The organism is Arthrobacter sp. ISL-65, assembly GCF_018613795.1.
In the GTDB taxonomy this organism is placed as follows: domain Bacteria; phylum Actinomycetota; class Actinomycetes; order Actinomycetales; family Micrococcaceae; genus Arthrobacter.
In genome coordinates, this window is record NZ_JAGGPN010000005.1 from 1 (window position 1) to 21711 (window position 21711).

A 21711-nucleotide genomic window follows, 5' to 3' on the forward strand; every position below is an offset into this window, starting at 1 on the left:
CCGGCGCGGGAGGCGATGATCGCGGCGGTGAGGGCGGCGGCGGTTTCTTCGTGTGCCGGTGGCATGGGCCGTCCGGCGAGTCCGGTGCGGGGGAGGGTGGCGCCGGCGAGGGCGAGGCGGCGGCGGGCTTCGGTGGAGCTGATCCGGAGACGGTAGCCGCAGCTGGTTCGGGTTCGGTGCCCCAGCCGGTGGTCCAGCCGGCCGCGCGGCTGGCGGTCTCGGCGGCGCTGATGGCCTCGGTCCGCGTCCGGTCCACCGCGTCGGCGGCCTGGAGCTGGAGGTATTCGACGCGGCGGGAGAGTTCCTCGGTGAGCTCTGCGAAATCGGCCGCCTGGAGGAAGTTGGCTCCGGCCAGCTCGTCCGGTGCCGCGGTGGTCGCCGTGTCCAGCAGCGCCAGGGCCGCCTTCAAGTCAGGAGTCACCGGCGCTGGCGACCCCAGCTCAGTAGTTGCCACATCGGCAGCACCGCGGTTGGCGGCCGCGAAGCCGGCGGCAGCACCGCCGTCGGACGTTCCGCCTAATTGGGCGTCAGAAAGTATCGGGTTGCCAGAAAGCGAACCGGCCGAGGGAACACTGCGAAGCCCGCGGCCGGGCAGCAGAGCAGCCGCGCTGAAGCCGAGACGTCAGTCCCGACTGCGGTATCCGTTCGATGCTCTCCAATGGCTTCCATAGGAAAACTATCTCAACGGGCTCTGACATTTTTAGCCGTGACCCGGGGCGCCTGCGCTACTAAGCAGGCGGCAGCACCGCCGTCGGACGAAGATGTGTCTGCAACGGCGGCGCCCGATTCGGCAAAAGCCGGTCGCCCGGAAGCGGGGACGCTACGCAGCAGGGCAGCACGCAGGCCGGGCACTGCTGCCCGGCCTGGCGTACCGTCCGCGTCTTCCCTGATGGCTTCCATGGGAAAACATTGTCAGAGGGCTCTGACATTTCTAGTTTTTACCCACACCGCCCAGGATGCAGGCTCAAGCAGCCAACCCTGAAGCTACCGCTTGTCCGGATTTACATTCGTGGCAGCCCCGCCGGGAGTCGCCCCACCCTCGTCGGACCAGTCCTGACCCGTGCTGTCGTTGAGTGCCGGATCGGTTTCAACATCGGAGGTTCCGAGGTTTACCGTCTCCGGATGCGTGCTGTGGGCGGGCACGTGCCCGCTGTCTGCCGATGTACCGGCTGCAGACGCAGTGCCGGTAGAAGCGGTACCAGCGTCACCCGACTTCGATGCATCGCGGTGCATGGCCGAGCCGAGCACGGTTCCTGCCCGGCGCGCGGCTACCGCTAGTTGGTCACCAACCTCAGGGGCCTTGTCCTTGACGGCTTCGGTTGCTGCCGTGACCTTGTCCTGGACCGGCTTGCTGTCCCAGATGCCTGCAGCGCGTGCTTTGAGCTTGTCGTACGCTGCCCGGCCGGACCTGGATCCGAGCACATAGCCTGCAGCGATTCCGGCGCCGAAGAGAAGTTTAGATTTCATGATGATCTCCTACTCTTGAGGGGGATCTGTACGATTTGGTTCGGCCCCGTAGGGCCTGGGGTAGGAAACCGGCCCCGGGAGGATTCCCGGAGCCGGTTCCGGCTTGCCCTGTCTAGTGGGCCGAGCGCTTGGTAATCATGCCGTAAACCAGCAGCACGATAAGTGCGCCTCCGATCGCCAGCAGCCAGGTGGACAGCGAGAAGAACTCGTTGATACCGACATTAAAGAGCGCGCTGCCGATGAAGCCGCCGAGAATTGCGCCAACCACACCAAGCAGAAGCGTGATGAAAATGCCGCCGCCCTGCCGGCCGGGGAGGATGGCCTTAGCAATGGCTCCAGCAATGAGGCCAAGAATCAGAAATGCGAAAAAACCCATCTTTTATCGTTCCTTCTTCATCTAGAGGAGTTACCCGGATTGCCGGGTACGCTTCGTCCTTCTGCTCAATACTAATCATGCTTACTATTTATTTTCCAGTCGCTATCCGGTGAGGGGCTACCGGCAGCGCACGCCGGGGGCCGGGCGCTAGTGGCCCTGGACGTCTGAATTCACCCCCGCCTCGGGGCCTTCATCGAGGGTGCTAATGGCATTCAGGTCCTCTTCATCCAGAGCGAAGTCGAAGACCTCGATGTTCTCCTTCATCCGCTGGGGATCGGAGGACTTGGGGATGGCCACCAACCCCTGCTGTACGTGCCAGCGCAACACCACCTGGCTCACCGTTTTGCCGTGTTTGCCGGCGATTCGTGTCAGGACGGGCGCGGACAGCAGCCCCGAACCCGCACCTAGCGGGCTGTACGATTCTGTGGCGATCCCGTGCCGCTCGTTGTAGGCGCAGTCCGCGGAGCGGGTTACCGAGGGGTTGAGTTGGATCTGGTTGACGGCCGGCACCACGTCGGTCTCCCACATGAGCTTTTCCAGATGAGCGGGTCTGAAGTTCGATACGCCGATCGATCGGACTTTCCCTTCGCCCTGCAGCCGTTCAAAGGTCTTCCAAGTGGAGATGAATTCTCCGCGGCGGGGGAGCGGCCAGTGGATCAGCAGCAAGTCCACATAGTCCAGGTTGAGCCGCTTCAGCGAGCCCTCAAGGCCTGCCGCAGCCAGATCCGCGCCCTGGAATTCGCCGTCCAGTTTGGTGGTGACGAAGAACTCCGTCCGGTCCAGGCCGCTGGCACGAATGCCGGATCCGACGCCGGCCTCGTTCCCGTATCGCACGGCGGTATCGATATGCCGATACCCGGCTTCCGCAGCCCGTACGACGGCGTCACTCACCTCCCGGTCGTTCAGCGGCCAGGTGCCAAGGCCGATCTGAGGGATCCGGTTGCCGTCATTCAGCTCGATGACTGGTGCTTGTGCCATGCGGAAGAGTCTTTCCTATCGGGGGCAGTTTGCCCAGACCCCGGTTGCTGCCTTGCGGGTCCGTTCTTGCTATCTTCCGAGGTCAGCGCATGGATGCTCATGGACTTCCTGTTGTTACGATGAGCGCAGGGAGGCATATGCAGGTCTTGCTCGGTAGGCGCGCTCTGGTGGACGTAGCCGTTGCCATAGCTGGTTTCCTCGTGTCCGGGAGTTGGATCCTGACCGCGGCAGGTGCTGAAGCAACGTACTTCCTTTCCGCTATAGGTGCCGGACTGGCGGTGGTGGGAAATGCCGCGGCTTCCGTCCTCCTCCGCAAGCCCCGGCTGACCACGGCCGCGGACCGCGTTACCCTGATTCGCGCTGTGTTAATTTCGTGCTGCGCGGCGATAACGGTTCCAGCGTTGTTCGGCGGAACCGGGTCCGGCGTGCCGATGGTCGTGCTGGGTGCGGCGGCTTTCCTTCTTGACGCGGTGGACGGGGCCGTTGCGCGGCGTTTTGCCTGCGGGAGCCCGGCGGGAGGTCGGCTGGATGTCCAGACCGATGCCGCGCTGGTCCTCGTGCTGTCGTGCGCGGCTGTACCCATCGTCGGTCCCTGGGTCCTGGCCATCGGACTCATGTGGTACGCCTTCGTCGCCGCCGGATGGTTCCGGCGTGAACTTAAGCGAACGCTGCCTGTTAAGAGGCTGCGCAAGGTTATAGGTGCGTACCAGCCCTTCGCCTTGCTGCTGGCACTCACGCCGGGGGTGCCCGGCGGAATCAGCACCGCTGCCGTTGTTCTGGCGCTTGTGGCGCTGGTGACTTCGTTTGGCCGGGACGTCGTCGAACTGGAGCAAGGCCACCGGAAGTGGACGGGCCGGCACTCCAGCACCGAATTGGTGAACTGACGGTGACGGCTGAACGGATCTTCCGACACTTCTCGCAGGGCTTGGTGCTCTGGACTAACCACGGCCCCGCTGGTAATCCTTGGAGTGGCCCGGCAGGAGAAAAATCCTTGCCCTTCCAACAGCTAAGGATCCAGACCATGAGCGAAACGCCCGCCGATCCGGAGCGGAGCCCGACCGACCAGCACGAGGGTGGTTCGCCAGAGGGCTTCCCCTTCGACCCCAACCAGGACCCGCCCCGGGAGGAACCCGCAGTTCCTCACCAGGACAACCCCGGACCGCCCACCGGCCCGGACGGCGAACCTGACGAGCCCGCGCTGGAGGATCCCCAACGGCCGCCCACTCGGTAGCACCTGCTGAACCGCACGCCCAGCTCGCTCCGCGGGCGGGTCTGTGCTGATGCCCAGCCGGAGCTCTGGATTTTATTCATTCGCCCATTGGGGCCGTGTGGCGCGTTTCATAGCCTTGGAGGAGGAACTTCTACCAGCCCTCCGACCCAAGGATGACATTCAACGATGAAACGCATCGCACTGCTTCGGGAACGCCAGACACCCTCCGCTGCGACCGGAACCCACTGCCCGGCGTCGGGAATGTGGGTCCCTGCCGACGCGCCGGACGAGGCGCACGCCTTCTTTGAAGGACAGGTATTTCCCGCGTTCCACGGGATTCCCACTGTGTGGCGCCGGAGAGCTGCCGGCCAGGATTAAGCAAGTTATGCGGCGCCGGCTGAACCTCAGCCGGCGCCGCATTACTGGTTCCGCTACCGCCCGGTCAGACCCGGTATGGCTCAGTCAGTCCCGCTCGAGTCGGAACCCGAGCTTGAGGGTGACCTGCCAGTCCGCCACCTGGCCGTTCTCGAGGTGGCCGCGGACCTCCTTGACTTCGAACCAGTCCAGGTTGCGCAGCGTCTTCGCCGCGTCAGAAATGCCGTTGCGGACGGCCGCGTCGACGCCTTCGGTCGAGGTTCCGACAATTTCAGAAATGCTGTAGGTGTTATTAGACAACTTCGCTCCTCGTGATCGCCATCGATACCCGGCTGCGGGCCGTTCCTGCAGAGTATCGGACGCGGCGCCCGGGGACTAGGTTTCCAGCACGTAGCTTCTGAGGTCGCTGAGGGTTTGCAGCATGTGGGCGTCCATGGCATTGCGTGCCTGCTGTGGATCGCGGGCAGCCAAGGCCTCGTAGATGTTCTGGTGGTGCCCGATCGCATGCTCCTGGATATCCGGCACCTTCGAGGTTTCGGTCCGTCCCTGTTCGAGAACGCGGTGCAGCGGTTCAAAGAGGACGGCCACAAAGACGTTCTCAGACGCCTGCAGTATCTGGTCATGGAAAGCCAAGTCGGCGGCAACAAAGCTTGCCACATCATTGCCCTGGTGAGCCTTCCGCATGTCCGCCACGCAGTCCCGAAGGCCTTCAAGCTCGGCATCGGTAATGCGTTGTGCCGCCAGCTCGCAGGCACCCGTTTCCAGCATCCGCCGCAACTCGATCAGCTGGACCGCGGCGGCCGGGCCGTTCTGCCCCTCGGAGGCGGCCCGCAGCACTGCCTCGAGTGACGACCAGCGGTTGAGCGGGTTCACGAACGTGCCGCGGCCTCGTTCCACACTAAGAATGCGCTGCGCCTCGAGGGTCTTCATCGCCTCCCGCACTGTCATGCGGCTGACGTCGTGCCGTGCGCTGAGTTCCAGTTCTCCCGGCACGCTGCTGCCGGGCGGAAACTCACCGGAAATAATGCGGTCAAGGAGTTCGTCGGCGACGACGCCCACCAATGATTTGCGTGCCATTTGTTCCGTTCAGCGTGTGCGGCCTTTACGGCCTGAGATGTCTGCACAAAGTGTACTTGCGCACGTGCTGTGCGTTATGCCACACTAGCATCAAACGACAGATGTCTGACATCTGACAAAGCCATCCGCAAGACAGTTTCGACACAACGGAGTGCACAGTGCCCCTAGAATCCGACGTTCTGGCCGCCTTTCCCGCCGAGCTCCAGATCCCTGCCCGGCAGGTGGCCGACGCTGTTGCGGCCACGGCTGCCACGTCCCCGCGCGTCCTCGTGGTGCTCGACGACGATCCCACCGGCACGCAGTCAGTGGCGGATCTTCCTGTGCTCACCCGCTGGGAAGTCGAGGACTTCCAGTGGGCTCTCCATCAGGGTAAGCCCGCCGTGTACGTGCTGACGAACACCCGCAGCCTCGACCCGGCAGAAGCGGCTGAACGCAATGAAGAGGTGGTGCGCAACGCCCTTGCCGCTGCCCGTAACAGCGAAGGAGAGGTCAAGCTCGGCTTTGTGAGCCGCAGCGACTCGACCCTCCGCGGACACTTCCCCCTGGAACCGGACGTCATTGCCGCGACGGTGGCGGCGGAAAGTGGCGAGTCAACAGACGGCGTCGTGATGGTTCCGGCATTTCCCGACGCCGGCCGCATCACCATTGGCGGCGTGCACTACACGCGCGGCCCGGAGGCCGGCCAGCTGGTCCCCGTTGCCGAGACGGAATTCGCCAAGGACGCCACCTTCGGCTTCGCCAATTCCGAGATGGCCAAGTACGTGGAAGAGAAGTCGCAGGGCCGGTTTTCCGCAGACTCCGTGATTGTGCTGGACCTGAACATCATCCGCGCCGGTTCCGCCACCGGGCAGGCAGAGGTGTCGGCCAAGGCAATTGCTGACGCGATTGAGCCGGCCACGCAGTCCACGCCCATCGTGGTGGACATTGTCACGGAAAACGACATGCGCGCCCTGGCGCTGGGCCTGGAGGAGGCCGAGCGCCGCGGCAAGAAGCTGCTGTACCGGGTTGGCCCGCCGTTCATGCGTGCCCGGATCGGTCAGGACATCAGGCCTGAACTCAGCGGCGAGGAAGCGTACGCGGGCAACACCCCGTCCGAAGCCGGCGGCCTGATCGTCGTCGGCTCCCACGTGGGCGTGACCACCCGGCAGCTCAAGGTGCTCACCCACCGGCACAGCAGTGCACGCATTGTCGAGATCGACGTCGAAAAGCTCCTCGGTGAGGAGGCAGCCGCGTACCTCGACCAGACGGTGGACACCGTCGTGGAGGCGCTGCGCGGCGGCGACGTCATCGTCCACACGAGCCGCCTGCTCATCAAGACCGATGACCCGGCCGAAAGCCTGCGGATCGCGCGCACCGTGTCCGCCGCCGTCGTCGCCGTAGTGAACCGGACGCTGAAAACCTTCCCGCCTCGGTTTGTCATCGCCAAGGGCGGTATCACGTCCTCGGATGTGGCGGCGCACGGGCTGGAGATCCGGCATGCGATCGTCCGCGGGCCTATGCTGCCGGGCATCGTGAGCTTGTGGGAGCCGGTCGACGGCCCGGCCAAGGGGATCCCGTACATCGTTTTTGCCGGCAATGTCGGTGATGACGAGTCGCTCGCCCAGGTCACCAGCAAGCTCAGCAACACGTTCTAGTCCCCGCGCACGCCCTAACCTCGCAACCTCGGCCGAGGCCCTCGCCGGCGTGGCCCAGCCAAATTTCATTGGAGAACACCATGACCTCGAATTACACAGTCACCGTCCTCGGACTGGGCGCCATGGGATTGCCCATGGCCACCCGCCTCGCCAGCCAGCTGACCGTCCACGGGTTCGACATCGCCGAACCGCGCCTGCGCCTCGCCGAGGAATCCGGCGTGAAGACCTTCGCTTCCGCCCGCGACGCCGCCCAGGACACTGACGCGCTGCTGCTCGCCGTGCGCAACAGCGAACAGCTCGACGAGGTCCTGTTCGGCGGGAACGGCGTGGCCTCGGTGCTGAAGCCGGGCGCCGTCGTCATCCTGACCAGCACCGTGGGCACGGAGGCCATCCCGTCCACCGTCGCCCGCCTGGCCGAGTTCGGCGTCGGGCTCGTGGACGCCCCGCTGTCCGGCGGCCCGAAGCGTGCAGGCGAAGGCGACCTGCTGATCGTCGTCGGAGCCGAACCTAAGGTACTGGAATCTGCTCGTCCGGTTCTGGAGCTGCTCGCCTCCACCCTGACGGTCGTCGGCGACAAGCCCGGTGACGGGCAGGCGCTGAAGACCGTCAACCAGCTGCTGTGCGGCATCCACATCGCAGCCGCAGCCGAGGCAATGGCATTGGCCGATGCCCTGGGCCTGGACCAGGCAAAGACCCTGGCCGCCCTCGAGGTCGGCGCCGCGGGCTCCTTCATGCTGTCCAACCGCGGCCCGCGGATCCTGGAGGCCTACACCGAGGAAGGCGCCGAGGTGCTCAGCCGCCTGGACATCTTCATCAAGGACATGGGCATCGTGGGCAAGGCCACCCGCAGTGCGGGCCTGGCGACCCCCGTTGCCGCCGCCGCCGAGCAGCTGTACCTGCTGGGCCAGGCCCACGGGCTGGCCGCCGCGGACGACTCCGCCGTCATCAAGGTAGTTGCCCCCACCAAGCGGACTGCCGGGGAAGGCTGATGCGGGTCCAACTCGATGAACTGGTGGGATCGGCCCTCCAACAGGGGGCGGCCGTGCCGGCGTTCACCTGCTACGACTTCACCACGGCCCTGGCGGTGGTGAGTGCCGGGGAGGAGTCAAAGCGCGGCGTCATCCTGCTGGTGGCACCCAAGACCGCCGCCACCGCCAACGGACTGAGGCTCATCTCCGCGCTCCGGGGCCTGGCCGACGCCGCGTCCGTGCCGGTTGCCGTGCAGCTGGACCACGCCTCCGACCTTGACATCATTACCGCCGCCGTCGCGGCCGGGGCGGACTCCGTCCTGGCCGACGGCTCGGCGCTGCCGTATGAAGAAAACATCGCCTTGGTGAATGCAGTGCGGTCCGCGCTCGAGGCCCGCGGCCATGCCGGGGTAGTCCTGGAGGCTGAACTCGGCGGCCTGGCCGGCGACGAGGACAAGGCGTTCGGTGCCGAAGGCGAGGCCGCGGGCAACGAGGTTGCCGGGCTCACCGACTCCGCCCAGGTGGAGGACTTCGTGGCACGGACAGGCGCGCAGCTGCTCGCCGTGGCCGTGGGCAACGTTCACGGGAAGTACAGGGGCGAGCCCCGGCTGCGCTGGGATGTCCTGCAGGACATTGCCGTGCGGACGCACATCCCGCTGGTGCTCCATGGCGCCTCGGGCATTCCGGCCGACGAACTGGCCAAGGCCCCTGCCATGAACGTGGGCAAGGTCAACTTCAACACTGAACTCCGCACCGGCGTCCTCGCCACGCTCGAGGAACAGCTTCCAGCGCACCGGGCCGACGGCGAAAACCTGCAGGGCCTGCTGGCCCGGTGGAACGCCGCCGCGAAGGACTTCAGCACCGGCACGCTGGCGATCCTCAGCCGCTGACCTTGGAGTTTTTGTACACGTATCGCGAGTTCGGGGGCCTTTTGGGGCCAATAAGTGTACAAAAACTCCAGGCCGCCACATGGGGTCAAGTTGGCGCACAATGGAAACTACAACGACGTAAGCGAGTTCCATTGGTGGGGGCGCCATGAAGAATTCCACGCAGCCGGGGGCGGGGACAGACATTGCCGTGCCCGGCCGCGACCTGGCCATCGATATGGCCCGCCTCATTTGCCTTGTCCTTGTGGTGGTGGGTCACTGCATGATGACCAGCCCGGTGCTGCACCCGGACGGCACCGTCACCACGGAAAACACCCTGGCCGAGCAGGACTGGTTCGAGCCGGTCATCTGGGTCTTCATGGTGATGCCGCTGTTCTTCGTGGCCGGAGGCATCACCGGGGCGCAGTCCTGGCGGCGCATGCAGGCGCGCGGCGGCAGCGGCTTTGAGTTCATCCAGTCCCGGCTGCTGCGCCTGGTCCGCCCGGCGGCAGCCCTGCTCGCGGTCATGTTCGTCGGCCTCTGGGGTGCGCTGCTGGCCGGTGTGGATCCGCAGGTGGTGCAGCTGCTGGCCAGCGGGGCCGGGATGCCGCTGTGGTTCCTCGCGGCCTATCTGGCGGCCCAGCTGAACATTCCGCTCCTGGTGAGGCTGCACCGGCGTGCCCCGTGGCTGACTCTGCTGGGCCTGGTGGCGCTCGTGGTGACGGTTGACTGCTTCCGCGGGGCTTTCCCGACGCTCGCTTACATCAACATGGTGTTCGTGTGGTGCGCCGCGCAGCAACTCGGGTTCTTTATGGCGGACGGCCGGCTGGATCGGTGGAGCAGGTCGCAGCTGGTGGGGCTGATCGCCGCGAGCAACCTGCTGATGGTCGTCCTGGTGGTGCTGGGCCTGTACCGGGACAACATGCTGGTGAACCTTAATCCGCCCAACCTCAGCCTGTTCCTGCTGGGTATCTCGCAGGCGGCGGTGCTGCAGCTTTCCAGGCCCCTGCTGAACGCCGTAGCGGCCGTGCGCTGGATCCGTGCCGTGATGGCCGTTGCCGGCCGGCATGCCATGACGGTCTACCTTTGGCACCTGCCGCTGCTGGCTGCCATGACCGGGCTGCTCCTGCTGTCCGACTTTCCTAAGCCCACCTCGGGCAGCGCGGAATGGTGGTGGTCACGCCCGCTCGTTTTCCTCGGGGTGGTCCTCCTCCTGCTGCCCGCGGTCGGCCTGTTCGGGCGGCTTGAGGAACGGCCGACGCCGGCCATGCACTCGAGCGGCCGGGCGCCGGCCGCCGTGGCGACCGCCGTCGTCGTCGTTTTTGTCCCGATGGCAGACGCCGCCGTCAACGGCCTGACGCTTGGACTCCTGGGCGGCGGTGCCGCCTGCTTTGTCCTGGCCGTGCTGTTGCTGGGGCGCGTTCCCGCGCGCGGAATTCGACCATTGCCAGCACAGCCATTAAGTGCCAATGTCGAACCATGACCGAGAACACGACAGCCACCGAGGACCAATTCACCCCGGACGTCACCACCTTCCGGAACGATGCACTCCACCGCTACGAACTGCACGTGGGCGGGAAGCTGGCGGTGGAAGTCAGGTTCGAAGACCAGCCAGGGCACGTGGACTTCATCCACACCCAGACGTCCGAGCAGTTCCAGGGCCACGGTCTGGCCAAGGTGCTGATCCATTTTGCCCTTGACGATGTTGTGGCGTCGGGCAAGCGGATCATCCCGCACTGCCCGTTTACGGCCCGCTACCTGCGCAAACACGAGATATACACGCAGTGCATCGACTGGCCTGAGGCGGACGCGCCCAAGCTACTCGGCACCTGAAGCGCCCTCACGCCGTAAGGTCCCCATATGCCGTGAACCGCGGTACTTGTGACCGCGGGGACATTTCCGTACGATCGGGCAGGGCTATGCAGTTGGCCTTCAGACTCTCTTTTTGGGGATCTCTTTGAACCAACAACTGCGTGTGCCGCGGCGATGACTGACGCGGCGACGAACGAAGAAGCTATGCCTGAAGACGTAGCGGCCGGTCCCATGACGGACGAGGAACTGTGCGGGCTTCTGGACGGATGCCTGAACGAGGCCGTGGACGCGGCTGCAACCCTCGCGTCGGTTCCGGATGCCGAGTTGGCCCGGCTGGCGGACGGGCTGTACCGGCATTTGGACACGCCCAGCCCTGCTTTCGGCGCGCGCTTCTGGTATGTCCAGGTCACCGAGGAGCTCCGGCTGCGCCACCTTGGCTCGTCCCACTCGGCCGCCGTCGATCCGGCCGGCCCCGTGGTAACTGAGGTCCCCGCCGGGTAGGGAACGGGTGCTTAAGGATCCGTTCGCGCTGGGTGCTCAAGTGCCCGTTCGCGCTGGGTGGGGGTTACGACGGCGGGGGCTGCTTTGCGCGGTTCCGTTGCCATTGCGCCGCGTGCCAGAAAAGCAGCCCGAGGACTCCGACCAGCCCGCCGAAAAGGATCTGCGGCGCGAACGTGATCCACATGTAGCTGACGGGCATGACCTGCGGCTCGGTGCCTGCATTCAGTGATTCCTGCGCGAGCGTGAAGACTCCGAACGGCGACACCAGCAGGATCGCCACGATAACCCACAGCGCCGCGATGAATGGGTTCACGGCCAAGCGGCTCCGCTGCCCGAAGTCCGCCGCCTCGTGGGGTGCGAAACCTGGTTGACCCGGTCCGACGGTTGGCTGCCCGGCGCCTTGATATCCAGCGCCCGGTTGTCCCGGCCCAAAGCCCGGCTGCCCAAATTCCTGCCTACCCTGGCCTGCCATTGAAGGGCCGAACCGGCCGTCACTGGCGGGCGTCATGCGCCCGTATCCGGTGGGATTTCCCTGCGGATCGACTTCCCGAAAATTTATCGGATCATGCTCACTGCCGGACATGTCCCCCTGCTTCCTGCTGCGGTCTACGCCTCGTGCCAAAAACTCTACTCCGCTTGTCCGGCCCTGTGCCCCGTGGCGCCCGCCCTTCCGCGGTTGGCATTATGTGCCGTTCGGCCGCGCCGGGAAAGTCAATGACCCCGGATAACGAAGAAAATCCCTGGATACGAGTGGCGGCCGGAAATTACATCACAGAAGTTTGACTAAAAGGATCCCCTAAGTAAGGCTGTCCTTGCTTGGTATCCGATGCGGGTGCCTGGTGCATATCCCACCGAAAAAAGGATGACCTATGACGCTGCTGCCCGACGTGGACGAGCCACGCGCGGACTTCGATGCCGGAACCGGACCGTGCGCCCAAAACACGTCTGACCCGAACACGTCGGACCGGAATTCGGCTGCCCTGAACCCGTCCGCGCGGAACCTGGCTGCCCAGACGACCGGCCAGGAACCATCAGGCCTGGACTTCGGGTCCGGCGTGGAACTCGCCCTCGCCGCCAGCAACCAGCTCTTTAATGCCCGGAACGCCCCGCGCTACGTGGCGCAGGTGCTGCAGGGCGTCAACGCCGTGGCCACCAAAGTCGAGCGGACCTCGCAGCCGTTCACCGGCGTCGGCCCGGCCGAGATGAAGTGCCGCGTGGAGGCAGTGGACCTGGAGCGGCCGCTGCCCGACACCGCGGCGGCCCTCGAGGAGTTGCAGCACACCTACCTGCGTGACGCCGTGTACTTCCATGACGCGAAGTACGCCGCGCACCTGAACTGCCCGGTGGTCATTCCCGCCCTTGTGGGGGAGGCGGTGCTCTCGGCCGTGAACTCGTCAATGGACACGTGGGACCAGAGCGCGGGCGCCACCATGATCGAGCGCCGCCTGATCGACTGGACGGCAGAGCGGCTCGGACTGGGGCACGATGCCGACGGCGTGTTCACGTCCGGGGGCAGCCAGTCCAATCTGCAGGCACTGCTCATTGCCCGCAACCATGCGGTGGCCCGGCTGCGGCAGGATCCGGCGAACGAGGGGCTGCGCCTGCCGCTGCTGCTGGAGAAGCTGCGGATCTTCACGTCAGTGGACAGCCATTTCAGCATCCAGAAGTCGGCCTCCATGCTGGGACTGGGGTTCGACGCCGTCGTATCCGTCGCCTGCGCGGCGGACCACCGGATGGATCCGGCAGCCCTGGCCAGCGCGCTGGCTACGGCCCACGACGACGGCCTGATTCCCATGACGGTTGTGGGTACCGCCGGGACCACGGACTTCGGCGCCGTGGATCCGCTGGCCGAGCTAGCTGCCCTGGCCGGAGCCTACGGCGCATGGTTCCACGTTGACGCCGCGTACGGCGGCGGGCTCATGGTCTCCAACCGCCACCGCCATCTCCTGGACGGCACCCGGCTGGCGGACTCCGTTACGGTGGACTTCCACAAGACCTTCTTCCAGCCGGTCAGCTCCAGCGCGCTGCTGGTCCGCGAGGGTGCAATGCTGCGCCACGTCACCTACTACGCCGACTACCTCAACCCGGAAACCGCGGCTCGCGCCGAGATCCCCAACCAGGTGGACAAGAGCATCCAGACCACACGCCGGTTCGACGCCCTCAAGCTGTGGCTCACGCTCCGGATCATGGGCGCCGCTGCCGTTGGCGCGCTGCTCGACGAGGCGATTGACCTGGCAGCCCGGGTGGGCTCGGTACTCGCGGCAGACGATGACTTCGAGCTGGCGGCCGAACCCCAGCTGAGCACGCTGGTTTTCCGGTACCGGCCGGTCCTGGCAGACGGAACAAGGCTTTCGGAGGACGGGGCCGATGAGCTGAACCCGGCCATCCGTGCGGCGGTGTTCGCGTCTGGGCAGGCTGTCGTGGCGGGCACCAAGGTCGCCGGAAGGCACTACCTGAAGTTCACGCTCCTCAACGCCGAGGCAACGCTCGAGGACATCAGCGAGATCATCGGCCTGCTTCGAAGCTCGGGCGAAAGTCTGCTGGATGCCGATCTCCCGGGTGCCGTTTTCCCCGCACGCACGGAGACGCACGCATGAGCACGCCATCGTTCAGCAGCTCAGGCACAGACCGCGTTTACGACTTCGCCGGGATCGGCGTCGGGCCCTTCAACCTGGGGCTCGCCGCGCTGAGCGAACCCATCGAGGGCCTGGACGGCGTGTTCCTCGAGCGCAGCGAATCCTTCGACTGGCACCCCGGCATGATGCTGGAGCCCGCCCATCTGCAGGTGCCGTTCATGGCGGACCTCGTGACCCTGGCGGATCCGACGTCACCGTACTCCTTCCTGAATTTCCTCAAGCAGACCGGGCGGCTCTACCGCTTCTACATCCGCGAAAACTTCTACCCGCTGCGGGCCGAGTACAACCAGTACTGCCAGTGGGTTGCCGGCCAGTTGCATTCGGTCCGGTTTGGCACGGACGTCACCGAAGTGACGTACGACGCCGGCGTGTACACGCTTTCAGTGGACGGCCCGGCGGGTCCGAAGGTGCTTCGTGCACGCCGGCTGGTGCTTGGCACCGGAACATCGCCCTACGTCCCGGACGCGTGCCGCGGGATTCTGGGGGCCGGGGGACCGGTCCTGCACAACGCGGACTACCTGGCGCGCAAGAGCGAACTCCAGCAGCAGCGCAGCATCACCATCGTCGGCAGCGGGCAGAGCGCGGCGGAGATCTATTACGAACTGCTTCAGGACATCGACGTGCACGGGTACCAGCTCAACTGGGTCACGCGTTCGGGCAGGTTCTTCCCGCTGGAGTACACCAAGCTCACGCTGGAGATGACCTCGCCGGAGTACGTTGACTATTTCCACGGGCTCCCGCAGGACCGGCGCGACTTCCTCATCAGGAGCCAGAAGAACCTCTACAAGGGCATCAACTCCGAGCTCATCGACGCGATCTACGACCTCCTGTACACCAAGAGTCTCTCCGGCATGGTGGACACCCGGCTGCTCACGCATGCGACCGTGACCGGTGCCGCCTGGAACGCCTCCGCCGGGTCCCACACCCTGGCGCTGACCCACGGGGAGCAGGGCACGGACTACTCGCTGGAGACGGAGGCGGTGGTCCTCGCCACCGGATACGCGTACCGCGAGCCGGTGTTCCTTCGCGGCGTGCAGGAGCGCATTGCCCGGGACGAAGCCGGAAGGTTCGCCGTGCAGCGCAACTACAGCACCGGCGTCGAACCCGCCGAAATCTTCGTGCAGAACGCCGAACTCCACACCCACGGTTTCGTCACGCCGGACCTCGGCATGGCTGCGTACCGGAACTCGTGCATCCTCCGGGAAATCCTGGGCCGCGAGGTCTATCCGGTGGAGCGCAGCATTGCCTTCCAGGAGTTCGGCGCACCCGCGGAGGTTGCGCCAGTGGATGGACCGTCGCCCGCTGGAGTGACTGCACAGGCGGAGGTGCCCGCATGAGCTTCACGTTCCGCTGCCTCGACCCGGCTGCCGACGCGCCACTCATACACAGCTGGGTCACCCGCCCGTACGCCTCCTTCTGGGGAATGCTGAACGCGACGGCCGAGGACGTCGCGGCGGAGTATGCAAAAATCCAGTCCAGCGGACACCACCACGCGCTGCTGGGCATCGGCGATGGCGTTCCCGCCTTCCTGATGGAGGAGTACCTGCCGGAGTCGTCGCCGCTCAATGGCGTCTACGCCGTCCAGCCGGGCGATATCGGCATGCACCTGCTGGTTGCTCCGCTGCAGGGAACGCCGCGCAACGGGTTCACCGCCGACGTCATGGAGTCCGTCCTGGACCGGCTCTTCCAAAAGCCCGGCGTGGAGCGCGTGGTGGTGGAGCCCGACGCCTGCAACACCAAGATCCACGTCCTCAACGCGCGGCTGGGCTTTGAGCCCGCCGGCGAGGTGACCCTTCCGGATAAGCAGGCTCTCCTAAGCTTCTGCACGCGCGAGTCATTCCATTCCGCCCGCGCCGCCCGTTCGTCAACCCCGAAACGCCAATCAACCCAGGAGGCATCACTGTGACCACCCTTGAAACCGTGACCACCCTTGAACGTGAATCTGCCCTCACCGCCGGAAATGCGGCACCCCATCTCACACCCGAACGCTGGGCTGCTGCCAACAGGCACCTGGTCCGCAAGGCGCTCGCCGAGTTCGCGCACGAGCGGATCCTGGTTCCGGACCCGGTGGGTGACAATGACAGGAACGGCGACGGCGGGTACCGGGTCCGGAGCGATGACGGCACCGTTGATTACCGCTTCTCCGCCCGGATCCTGCAGCTGGACCACTGGTCCGTCGATGCGGCCTCCATTACCTGCAGCCGCGACGGGCAGGACGCCCCGCTGGATGCGCTGCGGTTCATCACAGAATTCTCCGGCACGCTGGGCATCCGCCAGGAGATGCTCCCCGTTTACCTCGAGGAGATCAGCAGCACGCTTGCCAGCCATGCGTTCAAGCAGTGGAAGGGCCAGCCGTCGTCGGCCGAACTGGCAGCCGGTGTGACCCGTGGAGCGGACGCAGCCACGGACTTCCAGACGATTGAACGCAGCATGACCGAGGGACACCCGTGCTTTGTGGCCAACAACGGCCGGCTGGGCTTCGGAATCGGTGACTACCGTGCCTTCGCCCCGGAGGCTGGAACCGCGGTGCAGCTGGAATGGATTGCGGTGCACCGCAGCAAAGCGGTTTTCACGTCCAGCGAAGGCCTGAATTACGCCGTCCATCTTGAAGCCGAACTGGGGGCGGGCGCGCTCGCTTACTTCGACGCCGAGCTCGGTGTACTCGGCCTCGACCCGGACCAGTATTTCCTGATGCCGGTGCACCCGTGGCAGTGGGAGAACAAGCTGACGGTCACGTTCGCGGCCGAAATCGCCCAGCGGCACATCGTCCGCCTCGGGACGGGGGCCGACAGCTACCAGGCGCAGCAGTCCATCCGCACGTTTTTCAACACGACGGCACCGGAGAAGACGTACGTGAAGACAGCCATGTCGGTCCTGAACATGGGGTTCATGCGCGGGCTGTCGCCGCAGTACATGAAGGCAACGCCGGCGATCAACGACTGGCTCCAGGACCTGATCGCCGGTGACGAGGCACTGCAGGGCCGGGGGCTCGCCATGATCCGCGAAGTGGCGGCCATCGGCTATCACAACGGCTATTACGAGGCAGCCGCTGCGAAGGGCTCGCCGTACCGCAAGATGCTGTCCGCGCTGTGGCGGGAGAGCCCGCTGCCGCTGCTCAAGGACGGGCAGCAGCTGGCTACCATGGCCTCGCTCCTGCACGTTGACGCCGCGGGCAAACCCATGGTGTCCGCGCTGATCGAGCAGTCCGGGCTGGAGCCGGGGGCGTGGCTGCGGCAGTACTTCGAGGCCTACCTCGTGCCGCTGGTGCACTGCCTGTACCGCTACGAGCTTGCCTTCATGCCCCACGGCGAGAACGTGATCCTGGTTCTCGAGAACGGCGCGCCGGTCCGCGCCGTCATGAAGGACATTGCCGAGGAGATTGTGGTGATGGGGGACAGGGTTGACCTGCCCGAAGCGGTGTCCCGGATCAAGGCGGACATTCCCGACGGCGACAAGGTCCTGTCCATCTTCACCGATGTGTTCGACTGCATCTTCCGCTTCCTCTCCGCCCTCCTGGAGGAAGACGGAGTGCTCAGCGGCGATGAGTTCTGGCGCACGGCGGCAGCAGCGGTTCGCGACTACCAGGGTGAGCACCCGGAACTGGCAGACCAGTTTGCCCGCCACGATCTGTTCGCCCCGGACTTCGAGCTGTCCTGCCTGAACCGGCTGCAGCTGCGCAACAACCAGGAGATGCTCGATCTGGGCGACCCGTCCGGGGGCCTGCAGAAGGCGGGAAGGCTCGCGAACCCGCTGGCCAAATTCGCCTAGTCCGGGGCTAGGCTGTTGGCATGACGCCCAACACCGCCAGACCCACTGCCCTCGTCACCGGTGCCACCGCGGGGCTGGGCGCCGAATTCGCCCGCCAGCTTGCCGAACAGGGGAACAACCTGGTGCTCGTGGCCCGCGACACGGTACGGCTGCAGGCCACCGCGGACGAGCTGCAGCGGCGGTACGGAACCACGGCTGAGGTGCTGACCGCGGACCTGACCGACGACGGCGGCGTGGCCGCCGTCGTCGGACGCCTTTCCGACCCCTCACGGCCGGTGGACATGCTGGTGAACAACGCCGGAATCGGGTTGCTGCACAACTTCGACGAGAACCCGATCGAGGACGAAAAGAAGCACCTGAGGCTGCACGTGCAGACTGCCCTGGAGCTCAGCCACGCCGCCCTCCAGGGCATGCTGGCCCGCGGCTCCGGCCGGATCATCAACGTTGCCAGCGTGGCGGCTTTCCTGCCCCGCGGTTCCTACTCGGCGGCGAAGGCGTGGTTGCTCAGCTTCAGCCGCTGGGCGAACCTCGCCTACTCGCCCCGCGGCGTGAAGGTGACCGCCGTCTGCCCCGGCTTTGTCCACACCGAGTTCCATGACCGGATGGGGATGGACAAGTCCGTGTCCCCGGGCTGGACGTGGCTGCGGCCGGGGCGCGTGGTCCGCGAAGCGCTGGCGGACAATGAGCGCGGCAAGGCTGTTTCCATCCCCACCAAGCGCTACAAAGTGCTGGCCGCCGTCGCCCGCGTGGTGCCGGACAGGTTTACGGCCGGGCCGCCGCGCCGGCCGCAGGAGCCGGGTGTCGGTTCCGCCGCGAGCGGATAAGCACCACCACGAGGATTCCGACGCCGGCCCCCACCACCGTTTCGACGGCGCGTTCGATGATAAGCACTTGCGGATCGGCCGGCGCCGCCAGCTGGGTCATCAGCAGGATGACCGGAGTGAACCAGACCATCGCCAGGCCGTAGTGCCTGGTCATGAACAGCTCGGTACCGAACTGGAAGACGATTACCAGCAGCGCCAGCACCGGGGCCTCCGCTCCGGGGAAAAAGTGCAGCGGAGCCCAGGGCCCCGGCAAAAGTACTACGGCGACCACCACCAGTCCGAGGAACGTCCCGATAATCCTGTGGATCCCGCGGTGGACGCTGCTGGGCAAGTCCGCGCCGGCGAGCGGAACCGCCGCAGCCGCCATCGCCCAGTGCGGGTGGCCGCTTCCGGTCAGGACGCCGATGGTGCCGGCGGCACCAACAGCGAGCACATAGCGGGCCGCATGGACCGCCGCGTGGCGCCGGAAGGTTCCGTGGAGGCGGACTGCCGGACGCGCCGCGCCGGGGTGCCAGGCCCTGCCGCGGACCCAGCCGCTGAATCCCACCAGCAACGAGAACGCCGCGGCGCTGCCGGCGATGAGCAGCGCAACATACCAGGGCACGGCGGTGGGGACGGATGCGCAGGCGCCCAGGGCGAGGATCCCGAAGAAGGGGCCGTTGGGCCGCAGCCGCACCTTGTCAGAATAGACAGACCCCACGCCCGCCAGCAGGGCTTCGATGCCCACGAGCCACCAGGAGTGCAGGCCGTTGACCGACAGGAACACGCCCACGGTCACGCCAGAAAGCAGGACCAGTGCCGCCTGGAGTTGGTGCTTGAGCCGGAGCTGGTGCGGCTCGGAGCGCCCGTACATGCCGGTCAGTGCGCCGAACACGGCATAGATGGTGAGCTCCGGCCGGCCGAGGAGCAGCAGGACGAGGGAGGGGACAGCCACGCTGATGGCCACGCGCCATGCCGAGAGATGGTCGTTATTGGCGGGGCCCAGGCTGTGCAGCTGCCGCAGGTGGTGCACTACAGACTGCACCTGCACGACCCCCTTCACCCTACGAAAATAGCATTTCAGCAAAGATCTCACCGCGTGCTGCGTCACAAAGTGAGACGAGCAACAGGCCCCCAGCGCCAAGGTCGGGCAGCGCGAAGGCCCGCCCGGCATGCCCCAGGGTGGGGAATGCCGGACGGGCCTTCAGCAGCGTCAGCCTTTTGCGCCGTCAGGCGCCGGCGGGTACCTTATTCAGTTCCTCGTCGAGTTCCTTGTCCAGATCACTTTCCTGACCCAGATCCCTGTTCAGTTCATCGACGGTCTCGAACGGCAGCTCGTCGAGGTCGATCAGCGGGTTCTCGTCCTGGGTGGCCACCAGTTCACGGGCCTCCGCCGGGGTGTCCACGCTGGGCATGGAGCCGGGCAGCGGGCGCTGGGCGGATTCCTTGAGGAAGTAGATGGCCACGGCACCAACGGCCGAGGTGGCCATCAGGTAGTAGGCAGGCATCATGTCGTTGCCGGTGGCGCTAATGAGGGCAGCCACGATGAACGGCGTGGTGCCGCCGAAGATTGCCACGGAGAAGTTGTAGGCAATGCCCATGGCGCCGTAGCGGCTGGCTGTGGGGAACTGCGCCGGCAGGGCGGAGGCGAGATTCGCAACGTAGAAGGTCACGGGGAACGCGATCAGCGAAAGGCCGGCCAGGGTTGACCAGACGCTGCCGATGCCGATCAGCATGAACGCCGGGGCGGCCAGGACCACTGTGCTGACCGCGCCGATCCAGAGAACCGGGCGGCGGCCGATGCGGTCCGAGAGCTTGCCGGTCAGCGGAATGCAGAGGCTCATGACCACGAGTACCGGGATGGTGAGTAGCGTGCCGTGGACGGGGTCGTAACCCTTGGACTCGGTGAGGTAGGTGGGCATGTAGGAGGTCAGCGCGTAGCCGGCGGTGTTGGCCGCGGCCACGAGGATCATGGCAACGATGATGGAGCGCCAGTAGGCCTTGACGATTCCTACCGGGCCCTTTGCTGCAGCCTCATCACCGGAGGCAGCGTCCTTGGCGAGTTCCTCCTGGGCGTCCAAGGTGGCCTGGAACTGCGGGGACTCTTCAATCTTGCTTCGGAAGTACACGGCGATCAGGCCCAGGGGACCGGCGATCAGGAACGGCAGGCGCCAGCCCCAATCCTCCATTGCGGCCTGGCCCAGCGTCAGCTGCAGCACGGACACCAGCGCGGCGCCCAGGGCGAAGCCGAGGTAGCTGCCCATGTCCAGGAAGCTGGCGAAGAAGCCGCGGCGTTTGTCCGGCGAGTACTCGCTCACAAAGGTGGTGGCACCGGCGTATTCGCCGCCGGTGGAGAAGCCCTGCACGAGCTTGAGGACCACCAGGAGGGCCGCTGCCCACATGCCGATCTGTGCGTAGCCGGGCAGCAGGCCGACGGCGAAGGTGCTCGCCGCCATCAGCATCAGCGTGGCCGCGAGGACTTTCTGGCGGCCCACCTTGTCGCCAAGCCAGCCGAACACGACGCCGCCGAGCGGGCGGGCGATGAAGGTGGCAGCGAACGTGCCCAGGAGGAACAGCGTCTGCACGCTCTTGTCGGCCTCCGGCAGGAACACCGGACCCATGGTGGTGATGAGGTAGCCGAATACGCCGACGTCGTACCACTCCATGGTGTTGCCCACGATGGTGCCGCCGAGGGCCTTCTTGAGCATGGGCTGGTCTACGACGTTAACGTCGGATACCTTGAGCCGGCGCCGCGCGAGCAGCTTTGGTTTCTTCGCACTCTGGGGTGCGGCCTGGTCGGTTCCGCTGGCGTTCCTGGCGCCTGCTGAAGAGTCGGTCGTGCTTCGGTCTGTGGGCATTTGGGCAACTCCTGTGGAGGTCATTTGCTTGCGACTTATAGCTGCCCCGCTCCGGGCAGGCCTTCAATTTTACGTGATTTCCATGGATTTCGAGAGTTCGGTGCCGTATGATCGCCCGGTTTAGGGCGCCAAACGGCGCTAAAGTCAGATTTGTTTTGGCCGATCTGACCCCGCCATCCTGCGGATTTTCCGCGGCCGGGGCGATCGTTTAAACCTTTTTTTGGAACAGGGCTCTTCGGGCCCGATTTCGCCCCGATTCCTGCCTTCCTTGTGCACCGATTCCGGCGCTGCTGGGCGAGGTGCAACAACAGCGGAGCGGTGCTGATTGAACCGTTCAACCGCGGTACTCGTCTGATTGGTTAGGTCCAGGTTTAGGACCCGG

General features: G+C 65.8%; 22 protein-coding genes and 1 pseudogene. 14 read left to right on the top strand and 9 right to left on the bottom strand.

Annotated elements, in window-relative coordinates; genetic code table 11:
* The 4 genes and pseudogenes from J7I85_RS24785 to J7I85_RS01805 all read right to left on the bottom strand — a co-directional run.
* A pseudogene (locus J7I85_RS24785) lies at positions 1-421 on the bottom strand (hypothetical protein); the annotation flags it as partial.
* 563 nt (positions 422-984) lie between these two features.
* Positions 985-1467 (bottom strand): hypothetical protein, encoded by a 483-nt coding sequence (locus J7I85_RS01795; RefSeq protein WP_214845848.1) that lies wholly within the window; start codon positions 1465-1467, stop codon positions 985-987.
* A 112-nt stretch (positions 1468-1579) separates the two neighbouring features.
* Complete coding sequence (locus J7I85_RS01800) at positions 1580-1843, bottom strand: GlsB/YeaQ/YmgE family stress response membrane protein (RefSeq protein WP_214845850.1); 264 nt, start codon at positions 1841-1843, stop codon at positions 1580-1582.
* Between the two features lie 147 nt (positions 1844-1990).
* Positions 1991-2821 carry an aldo/keto reductase gene (locus J7I85_RS01805; protein ID WP_214845852.1) on the bottom strand — a complete coding sequence of 277 codons (831 nt, stop codon included), beginning with the start codon at positions 2819-2821 and terminating at the stop codon, positions 1991-1993.
* A 167-nt stretch (positions 2822-2988) separates the two neighbouring features.
* Between J7I85_RS01805 and J7I85_RS01810 the strand changes: the two genes are divergently transcribed.
* From J7I85_RS01810 to J7I85_RS01820, 3 genes are all read left to right on the top strand, one after another.
* Positions 2989-3705 (top strand): CDP-alcohol phosphatidyltransferase family protein, encoded by a 717-nt coding sequence (locus J7I85_RS01810; RefSeq protein ID WP_308159360.1) that lies wholly within the window; start codon positions 2989-2991, stop codon positions 3703-3705.
* Between the two features lie 137 nt (positions 3706-3842).
* Positions 3843-4052, top strand: coding sequence for a hypothetical protein (locus J7I85_RS01815; protein WP_214845855.1), 210 nt, complete (start codon positions 3843-3845; stop codon positions 4050-4052).
* Between the two features lie 165 nt (positions 4053-4217).
* Positions 4218-4409 (top strand): hypothetical protein, encoded by a 192-nt coding sequence (locus tag J7I85_RS01820; protein ID WP_214845863.1) that lies wholly within the window; start codon positions 4218-4220, stop codon positions 4407-4409.
* Between the two features lie 84 nt (positions 4410-4493).
* Here J7I85_RS01820 and J7I85_RS01825 read toward each other — a convergent pair whose 3' ends face one another.
* Both J7I85_RS01825 and J7I85_RS01830 read right to left on the bottom strand, forming a co-directional pair.
* Positions 4494-4706 (bottom strand): dodecin, encoded by a 213-nt coding sequence (locus tag J7I85_RS01825; protein WP_102972852.1) that lies wholly within the window; start codon positions 4704-4706, stop codon positions 4494-4496.
* Between the two features lie 75 nt (positions 4707-4781).
* Positions 4782-5483, bottom strand: a complete 702-nt coding sequence (locus J7I85_RS01830; RefSeq protein WP_214845865.1) for a FadR/GntR family transcriptional regulator — start codon at positions 5481-5483, stop codon at positions 4782-4784.
* A 158-nt stretch (positions 5484-5641) separates the two neighbouring features.
* On the opposite strand from J7I85_RS01830, the gene J7I85_RS01835 reads away from it, so the two are divergent.
* The 6 genes from J7I85_RS01835 to J7I85_RS01860 all read left to right on the top strand — a co-directional run bounded on the left by J7I85_RS01835 (position 5642) and on the right by J7I85_RS01860 (position 11264).
* Entirely contained in the window at positions 5642-7117 is a 1476-nt protein-coding gene (locus J7I85_RS01835; protein WP_214845873.1) for a four-carbon acid sugar kinase family protein, read from the top strand.
* A gap of 80 nt (positions 7118-7197) precedes the next feature.
* The gene (locus J7I85_RS01840) at positions 7198-8106 is read left to right on the top strand and encodes an NAD(P)-dependent oxidoreductase (protein WP_214845874.1); all 909 of its coding nucleotides are present in this window, start codon (positions 7198-7200) and stop codon (positions 8104-8106) included.
* Positions 8106-8975, top strand: a complete 870-nt coding sequence (locus J7I85_RS01845) for a class II fructose-bisphosphate aldolase (RefSeq protein ID WP_214845876.1) — start codon at positions 8106-8108, stop codon at positions 8973-8975. The genes J7I85_RS01840 and J7I85_RS01845 overlap by 1 nt, the downstream gene beginning before the upstream one ends.
* A 145-nt stretch (positions 8976-9120) precedes the next feature.
* A complete protein-coding gene (locus tag J7I85_RS01850; protein ID WP_251023818.1) occupies positions 9121-10434 on the top strand; it encodes an acyltransferase in 1314 nt (437 codons plus the stop codon).
* A complete protein-coding gene (locus J7I85_RS01855) occupies positions 10431-10784 on the top strand; it encodes a GNAT family N-acetyltransferase (protein ID WP_214845878.1) in 354 nt (117 codons plus the stop codon). Before J7I85_RS01850 ends, J7I85_RS01855 begins: the two co-directional genes overlap by 4 nt.
* Before the next feature lie 183 nt (positions 10785-10967).
* Positions 10968-11264, top strand: a complete 297-nt coding sequence (locus tag J7I85_RS01860) for a hypothetical protein (protein ID WP_214845881.1) — start codon at positions 10968-10970, stop codon at positions 11262-11264.
* Between the two features lie 64 nt (positions 11265-11328).
* Here the strand turns inward: J7I85_RS01860 and J7I85_RS01865 are convergent, their stop codons facing one another.
* Entirely contained in the window at positions 11329-11577 is a 249-nt protein-coding gene (locus tag J7I85_RS01865; protein ID WP_214845882.1) for a hypothetical protein, read from the bottom strand.
* A 556-nt stretch (positions 11578-12133) separates the two neighbouring features.
* Here J7I85_RS01865 and J7I85_RS01870 point away from each other — a divergent pair.
* The 5 genes from J7I85_RS01870 to J7I85_RS01890 are packed head-to-tail and all read left to right on the top strand — an operon-like array spanning position 12134 to position 18492.
* Positions 12134-13861, top strand: a complete 1728-nt coding sequence (locus J7I85_RS01870) for a pyridoxal-dependent decarboxylase (RefSeq protein WP_251023819.1) — start codon at positions 12134-12136, stop codon at positions 13859-13861.
* Positions 13858-15237, top strand: coding sequence for a lysine N(6)-hydroxylase/L-ornithine N(5)-oxygenase family protein (locus J7I85_RS01875; RefSeq protein ID WP_214845884.1), 1380 nt, complete (start codon positions 13858-13860; stop codon positions 15235-15237). Before J7I85_RS01870 ends, J7I85_RS01875 begins: the two co-directional genes overlap by 4 nt.
* Entirely contained in the window at positions 15234-15806 is a 573-nt protein-coding gene (locus J7I85_RS01880) for a GNAT family N-acetyltransferase (protein WP_214845886.1), read from the top strand. The genes J7I85_RS01875 and J7I85_RS01880 overlap by 4 nt, the downstream gene beginning before the upstream one ends.
* A gap of 14 nt (positions 15807-15820) precedes the next feature.
* Positions 15821-17668 (top strand): IucA/IucC family siderophore biosynthesis protein, encoded by a 1848-nt coding sequence (locus tag J7I85_RS01885; protein ID WP_214846095.1) that lies wholly within the window; start codon positions 15821-15823, stop codon positions 17666-17668.
* Positions 17669-17688: 20 nt separating this feature from the next.
* Positions 17689-18492, top strand: coding sequence for an SDR family oxidoreductase (locus J7I85_RS01890; protein WP_214845889.1), 804 nt, complete (start codon positions 17689-17691; stop codon positions 18490-18492).
* On the opposite strand, the gene J7I85_RS01895 is transcribed toward J7I85_RS01890, so the two are convergent.
* Together J7I85_RS01895 and J7I85_RS01900 are read right to left on the bottom strand one after the other, a co-directional pair.
* Positions 18431-19516 (bottom strand): FUSC family protein, encoded by a 1086-nt coding sequence (locus J7I85_RS01895; protein ID WP_214845890.1) that lies wholly within the window; start codon positions 19514-19516, stop codon positions 18431-18433. The genes J7I85_RS01890 and J7I85_RS01895 overlap by 62 nt on opposite strands.
* Before the next feature lie 184 nt (positions 19517-19700).
* On the bottom strand, positions 19701-21329 hold the full coding sequence (locus J7I85_RS01900; protein WP_214845892.1) for an MFS transporter: 1629 nt from the start codon (positions 21327-21329) through the stop codon (positions 19701-19703).
* Positions 21330-21711 lie beyond the last annotated feature (382 nt).